Below are 12496 nucleotides of genomic sequence, written 5' to 3' on the forward strand. Positions count from 1 at the left end.
ACCGGATCGGAGACGAAAGCGGCCATCAGGCCATGGATGACCTTCAACAATCACCAGCGCCCTCACTCAGCCCTCGGCGCCAAGCCACCGGCGCTGGTCCATTGGCAGCGAAATGATCTCAACCAACCCGATCAGCAGGTGCAACGAGTGGCTTAGATTACGCCAGATCCCGTCCAAGAGATGGCGAGTAGCTCAAGGCCCGGCGGCGCAGCCAGCCCGTCGCTGTGATCAAGGCCGAAAACTCTGGCTTCGAATGGTTCAAAAACAGTAGGCAGGGCGCGGGGCATCACCGAATACCTTGGTAGCACCAGCAAAAAGCTGATCTGCGCCATTGCTTAATCTGGCCATGATGAACGACAAAACCCTGCGCCGGATCTGTCAGGCAGGCGCAGTCCTGAAATATGGGTGGCCAGACTACTATCATGTTATCGAAGACGCCATCCAAGCTTACCTAAGCAACACTTTTAGAGGAGCGCGTGCCCGATCGAGATTGTACCTCGCAATAGGTGATAGGTGCATCAGGTTCGAGTGTTGTAAATCAACCTGCACATGATCCCGGCAACCTCCTGCATTGTATAGGTTGGATACACCGGTCTATCTGGGTAGTATGAGATGTCGTTCGAAAACAAGGAACGCCTGTCGGAAAAAAACACCGCGCGCACCGCCTCGTTCGAGTCGTGGTACCCAGACAGGAAGGCTTGAACCTGCGATTTCGAGGGTCGGACAAAACATTCTGGCACTTCGCGCATCAGGATGGCTTCCAATTGACGCAAAAACGAAGGAACACCGTATTGATCACGCTCGGGCAGCGCTTCATTCATTTGCCGAAGCAGTTCAATCGCCCGCCCGTCAATTGCCGCATTGCGCCGAAACCGATCAGCCTCGGAGGGCGTGTAAAGCCCCGCGCTGTCGATCCCGGCGGCATGGCAAAAATCGGTGATCAGGTCGCGCGGTTCGGGAACGCTGTCGGGAAACAGAAGGGGACGCAGATTCGCCTGGCCAAACGTCGCCGCGCAAGACGTGAGAAATTGGTGCCAGTCGATGCATGTATCGTGGCTCAGGCAATCCTGCTTCGTCTGGCCGTGGTTCTTAACCCGATTTTTATAATCACTGACGGACCATAGGTCCTGACGTCTGAGGAACATAACTACGGCGATTTCAGAAAATCTCTGAGAGAGCCAATGCTGTAACCGGCCAGCATCGACGTCTGAATGTCGGCCCTGAAAAAAAGAGCCTAGGATTTCCGAAGTGAAGATGCAGGTATGCGCATTTCTTTCCACAGCATCTTTCAGAAGAACGTCGTATCTTCTCAGAAACTCCAATCGTTTTGACTTCATATTTTTTGAAGATATTCCCAAGCGATCACTGGTCCGTGTCTTGGGAATATCCTCCATGAAAGAATATGGAAGTTCTGCCATATTCATATGGGATATTCTGGGAATGAAATATCCGCGATCAGCCAACTCCTTCTCGCGGACGCGAAGAAAATACTGGATCGAGGTGCTGCCCGTTTTCATCGGGCCGATATGCAGAATGCAGCGCAGGGTGAAGGCTCCGTTAAATCGTGGCAGCAAGTGGCTGCAAATCATGTAAAAGGGTGGTTTCGTTGCGCCGCCCGATAGTATCCGAGTAAGCGGTGTAATTTGAGCGCTGTCAAAGCTACAATCTCGGATAGACATCAACGTGTATGGTCGCGGTGAAGTTTCGAAGCTCCAAGCGCGTACCTTAGGAAGTTCCCGATGACCAAGACCAACATGGACCTTTCTGCGCTTCTGGCCAAGCATGATCAGGACGATTTGCTGCGTAATATCGCGGATGTCGTCCTTCAACTGATTGTAGAGGGCCTGATCGGCGTTGGCCGGCATGAGCGCCGCGGCGAACGCACGATCTGGTAAAACGGATACCGAGAGCGCGCTGCCGATACCGGCTCTGTTACACAAATCAGGTGATGGCCGAGGCTCCTTTTTGCCAGAAGGACTTTTTTTACCGCTGCGTTAACCGGGGTCCCAAGCATGGTGTAGCCGTTAATTATGGCAATGCGGACTTAGATCTCTGAGACTTGGCCGTTGAAGTCCGGCGACATGAGGCGCTGCCCCATAAGCTTCACACAGTGCATCTTGGTCTCGACGCCGCTCCTGCCGTGGCATCCACTTCATAGACGCTACAAAGCTCGGTCAGGGCATTTGGAAGCCTGGAGGCTCATCTTGCGCAGCAGCACCATCAGTGACGGTCTTTCACGGCTTGGTCTTCTTGCGGGACGGGGTGATACCATGGGCGCCCCAGTCAACGGTGGCATCGTGGCATTTCCACTTTTCGCAGGCGCCGTCAGTGGTGCCGCTGCTGATCTGATCGCCTTCCAAGTTCTGGCCAAGCAGGTCTGCTACTATCGGTTCATCACCGATATGAAACCCGGTTATCTCCACGATCCGAACCTCCAGCGCTTTCTCGCCGATCCCAAGGTGAATTACGCGCCAGGCGGATCGTTTGGGCCCGCCATGCTTGCGAGCCTGCCGATCGCCTCCACACCCGACCTTGATACCAGTGCTGTCAATCGGCGTGTCCAGCGGATCCTTGGAACCGCGATAGGGGATTTTTACAGCCAGCATTTTTTGGTGGCGGCTCAGCGCATTGTAGGGGACCTATATACTCTACTAGCCAATGATGCTTGGAGCGAAGGCAATTAAATCCAACCTTTTTAAGCTTTAGGCTACAGGAGGCGTCCAACGTGGCTGTCCCGCTAAATCCTGCTGCCCAGTTCATCCGTGCGCAGTCTCGCTGGACTGTGACGCAGCTTTCGCCCGGCCAGCGCGCGCAAAACACTCGTTGGCCTCGAGGCGCTTGAACGAAATACTACCCTTCTGGCGGCACCAGCATAGTCATCCCAGAGGAGGATACTGTCACCGAATACCGAGCCCGAGTGGCAAGTCCCGAAACCGCTTGACGGTAAAGCCCTCCATCTCGCACCGACGACGTTGCCGCGAGGCTTGAGAGTAATCTCCAGCAAGAGCAGGACATTCGAAAAAAAAGCGGTTTTATTGGATCCTGGCGCTCGTCGTCATGCTCGACGCGTATCTCTTTGGGACGGTTGAACATATTTGGGCAATGTTACCAATCTTCCATCTGAGAAAGTCGGGTTGATTGGTCTAGCCGGTTTGTTGGGCATAGACCGCGGAAAGATCTTGCCGGATCGCATGCATGCCAATTGACGGGACAGGGACGGCTATTTAATAACCCAGGTCACGCCGTAAAAAAGATGAGGGCAATAAAAATGGCACCCTGACTTCTCGCATTGGCTTTAAAGTGTCAGATGGCTATGCCCATCCCATTAAACCCTGAACACGACCAATCTGGTGGATGAGAATGTTGCGGCCTTCTTCATTGAGCCAATGATGGAAGAACGCGCATTGCTGGCCTTCGGCAGTGATATTTGGTTTATCCCTTTTCAATATTCATTATTAGTTGACTCACACATATGCTTGTTGATAAATTGCCCATAATCCTGAGTGCGCTTCCGTGGCTCGTTTCGTTTCTATAGAGCCTGTCGAGTTCAGCAAAAAAGCGCCGGGAAACGTCTAGAGCCATTTATCCAAGCCTTGGGCGATTTACTGAGACAGGAGCAGGCCACGCTGTTCATCGACACATGACCTACCACGGTTCTTGGGAACAGATGGGCGAAGGCGCGTCATCTGTGCTTCGCTTAGCCAGAATAAGTCGCTTGTTCATTAGGTCCCCTTGCAGAGCCTGAAGTATGCCGACCGCCTCAAAGCAATGGATCTGGAATTTTTTTTCAGTATCGCTGTCTACGTTTTGGCGGCCACGCCCGCCTGTCGGCACGGCATTCCAGTTCATCTTGGAGAAGGAACCAGACAGTCGGTGTACCCAAGCGCTTGGACGCTTCGATGCTGGCTGGCCAGTTCCTGGCCTTGCAGGTCGCAGCTGCTGCTCTACTCATGCTCACGAGCTACCATGCTGGATTCGCAAGATGAATCCTTCGGTCGATTTGCGCAACATATCCAGCTGTCGATGAAAAGTGGACATCGTTCGGGAGGTGGTCTACAGGCATGGCAGATGTGGGACTCCTTCCCTATGGCCCCTCCTTCCAAGGAAAGTGCATGGCATGGCGCATGATTTTGATATATCCGTTATTATTCCTTGCTATAATACGGAGAATTATATTGAAGATTGCATTCGCTCTGCTCTGAATCAGGAAAAAATTCGAGTTCAAGTCATCTTGGTGGATGATTGCAGCACAGATGCGACTCTTGCTAAAGCGCAGGCTTTTCTACCCCATCATCCCCACCTTCAAATTATTCAGAACAGTGAAAATCAAGGTCAAGCGCGATCGCGAAATTCGGGCTTGAATGTCGCTCAGGGGCGGTATGTGGCGCTGCTTGATTCCGACGATTATTATACTGATTCATCGGTGCTTGCACATTGGGTCGAAGAGGCCGACCGACGGAATGCCGATCTTTGCGTCGCGCAAAGTGACAGCCTCATCGAGAAATCCGGGAAGATATTGCCGCGCAACCGCGTGCCGCTGTTGTCTCAAGAGGTCGGTACGGCAGCGTCTTGCCCGCAACTGGTCAATGTCCGCCAGTGCTGGCAAATTCTGTATCGCCGCGACTTTCTGGACCGAGAGAATATTCGCTTTTCGACGGTCTTGCGACAACGCGAAGACCGGCTGTTCTTTCTGGAAGCTCTGCTGCGGGCCAAATCTATTGCGGTTCTGGATCTCGTCGCGATCATGCATCGCGAGCACCCTGCCAGCACCATGAAGAAAAAAGATTACGACCAACTGTCCTTCTTTACGACCCACATGACACTTTTGGCACAGGTCTTCGCACGGGCCCGCGCCGATCAAGTTTCTAGTGGCGATTTCGAACGCGCTAATGCCGGAGCCTACTGGAACCAAACCTTCTTCTACTGGGCGGAATTGCTTCGCCAGAACCCCTCAACGGGATTGGCCCCAGAAGGCACCGAGGCGGATTCCCCGGTCTCTCAGCGTTATCTTACCGCTCTGCACGATCTGACACGCCATGCCGGGCCGCTGTTTCGCGACAGATATCTCTCGGTCCAGGGAGAAAAAGAAACGGCCCAGCAGGAAGGCATTTACGACATCGCGCGGATCTGTCTGGAACTGGGGCGCAGGGACCTCATGCAAAAACTGCTTGCGGGCCAGCGCTTGCATTATCTCACCGTGTACAAACTAGCTGAGCAGAGCCAATTTTCCTGGGCCGAAGAAGCAGCCACGCATTATCTTCGGTTCAATCGCAACGCGGAATTTGCCGACCTGCCCGTGTCCGCCGATCCGTGGAAGACATTGGCAGGCATCAAGCGCCTTGTCGTGCATGTCGGGCAGCCCAAGACAGGTTCTTCTGCCGTTCAGCATTTTCTTGAGGATAGCCGACTTGCCTTGTCGAAAAACGGGGTCCTCTATCCGCTGGCAGGATGCGGGCGCGACCGCGGAATCCGCCGTGACCGGTCACCCGGTCATGCGCTGCTTTTCAGCAAGGCGTTAGTTGGCGATGACCGGCTGCTGGTCAATCTTGCAACCGAAATTGAAAATCAGTTGGCCCCGGTGCATACGGTCGTCCTATCGGCCGAAAACGTCTTGTCCGCAATGTTTCTGGGCGAGACCAGTACCTTCTTTGACATTGATCCATTGGGATGCCTTCTGAAGCGGATCGGCGCGCAAAATGTTGAAATCGTCGGCATCTTCCGGGATCAAAGCCCGTGGCTTCAGTCCTACTACCGGGAACTGGTCGCCAACCCGTTCAACGGCTATGTTCAAACGCCGCCTTCCTTCCTGAAGCGGATGGCGTCATCGGGGCTTTTGGAATACGATCGCCTCAAGGCACATATGGCAAGCCTGCCATATGTCGGCTCCACGCATTTCGCGGACTACGATGAGATCAAATCCGAAGGCGTCGACCAGTGGTTTTTCCGGCTGCTGGGCCTCGAGCATAGCATCAGAACCTGGGAAAAAGGTACCCAGATCAATGTCTCTCTGACGGATGCGCAGGCGCTGAAGATCCTGTTCACCAAGTCCCTAGAGCTTTCGCGCCAGCGCCGCGGCGAATTGTATCTGGAGATCCGCAACAATGTCGCCTTGAAGAACTCCAGTTTCAAGTTCTTCGACCAAGACACCTCTGGCATGTGGCAGACCAAAGACGATCACGCGAGCTCGAAGGAGATCGATAAAGCGTGGTTTAAGTGGGTCAGCGCGCAGGATGATTTTCCTGCCATCGCAAGCTTGATTGACTTCGATCTTCTTCAGGAAAGTTCGGCAGGGGTCGCAGTCAAATCCCGGACCGTCAAAAAGGTTGCGGCAAGGGTCGCAGCCAAGCCGCGAGATACCAAAAAAGGTGCGGCAAGTGTCGCAGCCCAATCCATAAATATCAAAAACACACAGAAGCCCAAGACAGTCAAAACCGTCAAGGTCAAACGGCGCCAGCAGAAAACATGGCGAAAACTCGCCTCGAAACTGCTGCCGCAGGGGATCAAGACCGCATTGAAACGTGTGATATAAGCAGGCGTCCATTATTATGCGATGCCATTTTAAGAGCAATCTCTAGCTTTCACTCCGGACAAAATATGAACATCTACGAAGATGCCGTTCTCAAAATCGTTGCTCGTGAAGGCGGAAATCTGTGCGAAAGCGGATCTGTCCTTTTGTCCTTCACCGGCGTGGGTCACGCGATGGGTGGGATCGATGTCCAAAAGCCAGAGTTCTTCGGCGCCGGAAAGACATTCGACAATATCATCTTTATCACTGATACGACCCGGTCCTGGAGCAACGCGCTGGACTACCGAACGATCAAGGAATGCATTGCGCCCTATATTGATGGCAAAGAGGTACACTCGATCGGGAACAGCATGGGTGGCTTCAACGCTATCATTTCGACCCATCATATCCCCACGAAAACCTGCATCGCATTTTCGCCTCAGTTCAGTATTGATCCGGAACAAGTTCCTTGGGAACGGAGGTGGCGGAATTACAGTTCTCAAATAGAACATTATTCGGTCGAAAATGCTGGCATCTTTATGAACGCCACAACCTGCTATTACATTTTCTCGGGCGGTGACGGGCTGGATTATAAACATGCCAAGCTGTTTCCAGTCGCAAAAAATATCTTTCACCGTGCAGTTAAAAACGTCGAACACAATGTGGCCCAGACCCTGAAGGAAGACGGCATCCTAGGCGATGTGATCCGTAGCTGCTTTGAACACCGCCCAGAAACTCTGGGTCTGGAATGCGAGCAGCTCAGCCCGTAAGAATGATCAGAAGATTCGGCGCTTGATTTTGCTTTTCAACGAGTGAAACCGAAGCTGTAGCTTATAGATAGTATTGCCGGTCTGATTGTAGGCGTTCCGACTGCTGGAATGTTTCAAGGATTTTTCTATTTTTGCTTTTATGCCCAAGACATCCCCCGCCTTGACGCAGTGTTTCTCTAGATACCAGTAGATAAACTTTTCTCGGTGTTCGGGATCGATTGGCTGCGGCGCGGAAACCGCATCGAACAGGTCTTCATAGCTAGTGACTGCCTGCGTTATCCGTGCAAATTCCGAGGCGCCATAGCTGATCACGGGCTTCCCTTGGATCAGTGCCTCGAACAGCACGCCCGAATTCGCCCCCACCACGCATTCCGCATTGGCCATCAGCGCATGGACGGAGGCGGTAGATATATCCACATCCGGTTTCTTTTCCAGCTGTTGCAACAGCTTTGTCATGGTCGCACTCTTGCAGCGCGGATGCCGCTTGATAATCGTGCGAAGGCCCCGCGCCGAGGCAGCCGAGACGATCGCCTCCAGTGCCCGAGAAATCTGAAGCGGGACTTTCTGGGATACCGGGTCGCTTTGGACCTGCAGTGGTACGAAGACGTATCCCTGCAAAGTATTTTCCCCGAAGGGCGGCTGAGAATATTTCGAGCAATTCTCTCGCCTCAGCCGTTCGGCAAGGTGGCGGACATACGTGGCTGCAACTGCCGGGTCCTGGCGAGCAATCTCGCTGGAAAACTCGTCGGGGTGGCACGACAGCCGGGAAAAGCACGCATAGCCCATGTCATCCATTGTGTAATAGGGCGGAATATAAGATTCCTTGCAGCGCAGCAGACGACTGTCCGCCGTCCCATAAGAATGATAGCTGAGAACCAGATCGTAGCCGCGCGTGTCCCGCGGCGCGAGGTCCGCACCCCTGGGTAGCCAGACCGGACGGATCACCACATCCAGCTCGGCCAAAGCCGACAAGATCGAGGCATAAAGCCGCTGATGTAGATTGCCGTCGCTCGGATCGTCGAACCAGGCTTCTGGTACTTCCAGCATCACGACCCGTTGGTCCGAACTTTTCTTGTGGTTTTCACCGCAGTCTGCCGGTGTCATCGCAACTCGCCCATCGGAAACAGTATCCGTGCGACCATGCGGTGAACGGGGTTTTGCAATTGCCGTGAAAACCGGATCGGATCGGCTAGAAACTCGTTTGCGGCATGATCGCTGGAATTTCTGCGGATATAAGGCACCACAAGGGGCGTCCAATGGCGAAGGATCTCGCGCGGCCCGAGCGGATTGGCCGTCGAATAGGCAAGCCAACGCAACCGGGGGTGACGGCCGGCCCAATGCTGGCGCGCGAATTCCACTGGATTCGAGGACAACGCTTTTGCTAGGTCCGGCCTCCCGCGATGGCGATAGACGGCCGTCAGAGCCGGGATCGCGCTCCAGCGCCGCCAGCTGAAAAGCCCGTAATTGACGATATCTGTCTTTGCCTCCTTGCGGCCTTTGCCAGATCCGATCATCGCATATGCGGCGTCGACGATGCGGAACTCTGCCAGATGGACCGCGCAATCGGCGGGGGCTGCTGCGCGGGGCGGGAACAGCATGTCGCCGGTAGTGGCGAAGAACTCTCGGGCAATCCAATCATTGCCGACAGCTGCACGGTCCATAATGTCTGTAGCCAAGATATCGTTTAGGAACCAAGGAGATGACATCGACATGCCTTGGTCCTTGCGCCAGCGATTGAGCTGGTCGCCGGCTATATCGATAAACTTACAATAGGCCGATTTGCTGGCGAACTTCTTCTTGTTGTACTGGCGGATCAGTTCGACATGGGCGGCAGAAAGTCGCGAAGTGTTCAACTTTTCTTCCGCGGCAACCGGCAGATTCTGAAGTGGTGATAGCCTTGTGACCTCCGCAAAATCCTTGATGATGTCCCAAGCTCTACCCGATGAGCGAACATAGCAGCGGGGGTGGATGGCAGATTTTGGCAGATACTGTTCCCACTCGTGGATGATCCGCTTGTAATCCAGACCTCTTACAGCCTGATCTGTTTGCAACCATTCCTCGAAGGTGAGGGAGGTAGAATTGATCGCCCCGCCAGCGACGAATTCCGCATATTGGGAATTCGCCCATTCATCCTGCCGCCGAAGATACACCACCATTTCAACGTCGAAATCATGGAAGAGCCGGGCAATCTTGGCCGCGTTGGCACTCAGGAAGAAAGCTTCCGACGACAGCACAATTGTATGGATCCGCCCTTCCATCGCCGCCAGACCTTGCAACAGATGGTCGCGCAGCGTTGATCCACCGCTGATCGCCTCGGCGATGAAGCCCGCGTGCCCGGCCTGCTTGTGGGGGCGGTTTTTTTGCCAGAACAGCCCAACCTCGGGATACCAGATGCCTTGCCTCAGCAAGGTCGGACGATGATCTTCCAACGTGTGTTGAAGAACTGTGCTGCCAGTCTTCGTGCTGCCGATATGGATGATCAGGCGCGGCTTTTTGAGAACGCTCGCGGCGGGCGCCGGAACCGGGACCACTCGCTCATTTCGGGCATAGTTGTTCAACGCGCCCTGCAGACGCTCTTGCGCTGTCGTAGCGGGCTCTAGTAGCAATTCCTCGTAAAGCTTTGGCGCCTCGACGGGCGCAAGGTTCAATGCGGTCTCGATAAGATCGCGCCGCTTGCAGCAGGTCGCCGCCATCAGAAGAGGATAGGCTCCACAGTTCCGATGCGCCTCGGAAAGCTGGGACGGATCCTCGATTAGATCGCTCGGGGCAAGTCGGCTGCGCTCTAATGTCCGGGCAAGAAGGTCGATGAAGTGGCCGGCCTGATGTTCCGCCTTGGCGACCTTCCAAGCGAACCCAAAATAGAGATAGTGGAGGAACTGCGACACCTGAAACCGGGTCAGCCACCAATTCGGGGATGACGGATCCAACGCGCCGCCCTTGTCTAGCTGCTCGATGACCTGATCAAAATTGGTCAGCTGATCGATCACGTCGCTCATGGACTGGCTGCGCCGAACTGCGGAATCATGTCGGATCCGGTATACGACGCCGTCGCTATCGCAGACCGAAACCACTGGGTCGGCCATATAGGCCTGCATCAGGAAGGCGCGCTCTTCGCGGTAGGTGGTCAAGAAGCGGACACCGTGACGATCCAGAAAGTCGCGCCGGTAAAGCCAGTTCCAGAAATGCCGCGAATGGGCGATCTGAGGTGTCCGGGCTAGGGTTGTCTTGCGGATTTCGTCGGGGAAGAACGTCTCCGTCGCATCCTTGCGCATGCCGATGATTTTGCCGCTTGGATCTTCGAGCTGTTCGTTGCGCTTCCTGTAGCGCACCATATCGGCCCCGTCCGCTTCGGCCATGGCGATCACACGTTCCAAATGCGCCGGGTCGGGCATGTAATCATCGGGGTCGATGAACAGGATGTAGGTGCCGCGTGCCGCCGCCATGCCCCGGTTTCGAGCAAATCCCGGTCCAATATTTTCGGTTCCCCGGATCAACCTGATCCGAGGGTCGCCCGCCGCGAAAGCGCTGATGATGTCGGCCGATTTATCGGTGCTGAGATCATCGATCAGGATGATCTCGAAATCCTGCAGGCTTTGGCGCTGAATCGAACCAAGGCATTCCGCGACGTAGCGCTCGACCTGATGGACCGGGATCACGATCGACAGCAACGGGGCCGAGGGGGTGGTCGTAGGGATGGGGCGAACTGGCCGTTTCTCCTCGATATAGTCCAGCACGCTCTCGATGGTAGAAGGCACCTCGCCGTCGGGAAGATGATAAATGGTATACCAGATGTAGAAGGCGTGGAAAAGCTCGGCAAGGCTGCGCTGCCGATGGCGATGGGGCACGGAAACACGATCATCTGTCAGGCCCCAGCCGGCGTACCAAGGCGCGCCGAAACAAGCCACCTGCTTGCCCGCCAGCAGCGCTTCAAAGCCCAGCCCGCTGGTGCCTACATAGACCTTTTCGACCAGATCAAAAATCTGAAACGGATTGACACTGTCGCGCAGGATTCGAACCCGGCCTTCCGACTTCATGTGGTCGAAATAGCCTCGGCGTGTTCCCTTGTCGGCCCAATTGATGTCCGGATGAGTCTTGATCAAGATTTCTGCGTCCGGGTTTTCGCGCAGGGCCGCCTCAAGCATGTTCTTGAAGGTCTCTTCGGATGCATGACCGTAGGCGATCGACGCATCCGCAAAGGTCTGATCGACAACAAGAACGCGCCTGTCATGCCTGGGCGAGACCGGAGGCATAAAAAAAGGTTGCGAATTATATTTGGAAATCCGCGCATCTACGATCCGGTGCATCAACCGGCAGGCGCGTTCCCGTTCCTGCGGTGTCAGATGAAATTCGCCATTCAGTTTTTCAGTGAGGCGTGTCTCGTAATCGGCCATGTAGTATTGCGCCCGATCATCGAATACATATCCCAGACAGGCTGAACCCGGATCGCCCGAAGCCAGAGCCTGCGACCAGCTTGTGGGCGAGGCGAGAAACCCCATTTCAAAGAAAATAACATGATCTGTCGCCCGTACATGTGGCATCAGCCTTTGGGTGCTATCATGCGATTTCTCCGGATCCTCCAGAATTGCGCCATACATCAGCACAGGATCGGTAGAGTTAATTTCGCTGTCGTCAACTGCGATCAGACTTGGAAACAACCGGGTCAGATTGGACGAGAAAGCCGAAACAAGATTTTTGCGCTTGAAGCCGATCCGATAGGGTCGCAGACGATTTTTTAGCAATGAAGCGCGAAAATCCTCGTTTTCGAGAGCCGCGCCTTTCCCAAGTAGATTTACAAATGTCTGGTGGGTTTTGTTCCGGCCGGCAACAATTCTTGAAAACGGCTTTTTCATTGCATTACCTGTCAAAAAATTCTGGCCTGCTGCCGACAGGATGGGCCATGATCGGCGCCCCGCCAACTGGATTAGACCTTTGGGTCATAGCGCCACCTGCACTGACGTCCAACGGCGCTTGGATTGCGAGTTGTTTAAGCCCAATGGCACGTCATCGGCAATCCTGCGAGACAGAAAAGTCAGACTGTTGGGTGTTCGATCGTGACCTGCCCCCTGTTGCCCCATTGAGCCACTCGCCATCTCTTGGACGGGCTCTGGCGTAATTTAAGCCCCTCGCTGCACCTGCTGATCGGGTTGGTTGAGATCATTTCGCTGCCAATGGACCAGCGCCGGTGGCTTGGCGCCGAGGGCTGAGTGAGGGCGCTGGTGAT

Annotated in this window: 6 protein-coding genes and 2 pseudogenes; 3 read left to right on the forward strand and 5 right to left on the reverse strand. The window is 54.6% G+C overall.

Going from position 1 to position 12496, the window contains the following annotated elements:
- Positions 1-152 precede the first annotated feature (152 nt).
- Entirely contained in the window at positions 153-332 is a 180-nt protein-coding gene (locus IE00_RS20305; protein WP_170864218.1) for a hypothetical protein, read from the reverse strand.
- Positions 333-518: 186 nt separating this feature from the next.
- The gene (locus IE00_RS18875) at positions 519-1517 is read right to left on the reverse strand and encodes a hypothetical protein (RefSeq protein WP_170864219.1); all 999 of its coding nucleotides are present in this window, start codon (positions 1515-1517) and stop codon (positions 519-521) included.
- A gap of 222 nt (positions 1518-1739) precedes the next feature.
- On the opposite strand from IE00_RS18875, the pseudogene IE00_RS19970 reads away from it, so the two are divergent.
- A pseudogene (locus tag IE00_RS19970) lies at positions 1740-1892 on the forward strand (IS256 family transposase); the annotation flags it as partial.
- Positions 1893-1984: 92 nt separating this feature from the next.
- On the opposite strand, the pseudogene IE00_RS20730 reads toward IE00_RS19970, so the two are convergent.
- Positions 1985-2633: pseudogene (locus IE00_RS20730) on the reverse strand (IS5/IS1182 family transposase); the annotation flags it as partial.
- Between the two features lie 1484 nt (positions 2634-4117).
- Here IE00_RS20730 and IE00_RS18885 point away from each other — a divergent pair.
- The gene (locus IE00_RS18885; RefSeq protein WP_072298718.1) at positions 4118-6529 is read left to right on the forward strand and encodes a glycosyltransferase family 2 protein; all 2412 of its coding nucleotides are present in this window, start codon (positions 4118-4120) and stop codon (positions 6527-6529) included.
- 65 nt (positions 6530-6594) lie between these two features.
- The gene (locus tag IE00_RS18890) at positions 6595-7275 is read left to right on the forward strand and encodes a hypothetical protein (RefSeq protein ID WP_072298719.1); all 681 of its coding nucleotides are present in this window, start codon (positions 6595-6597) and stop codon (positions 7273-7275) included.
- Between the two features lie 6 nt (positions 7276-7281).
- Here IE00_RS18890 and IE00_RS18895 read toward each other — a convergent pair whose 3' ends face one another.
- On the reverse strand, positions 7282-8379 hold the full coding sequence (locus tag IE00_RS18895) for a hypothetical protein (protein WP_139291552.1): 1098 nt from the start codon (positions 8377-8379) through the stop codon (positions 7282-7284).
- On the reverse strand, positions 8376-12125 hold the full coding sequence (locus IE00_RS18900; protein WP_083554525.1) for a glycosyltransferase: 3750 nt from the start codon (positions 12123-12125) through the stop codon (positions 8376-8378). Before IE00_RS18900 ends, IE00_RS18895 begins: the two co-directional genes overlap by 4 nt.
- Positions 12126-12496: the final 371 nt, after the last annotated feature.

The sequence above is a fragment of the Paracoccus sp. SM22M-07 genome, from assembly GCF_001887735.1.
Taxonomy (GTDB): domain Bacteria; phylum Pseudomonadota; class Alphaproteobacteria; order Rhodobacterales; family Rhodobacteraceae; genus Paracoccus.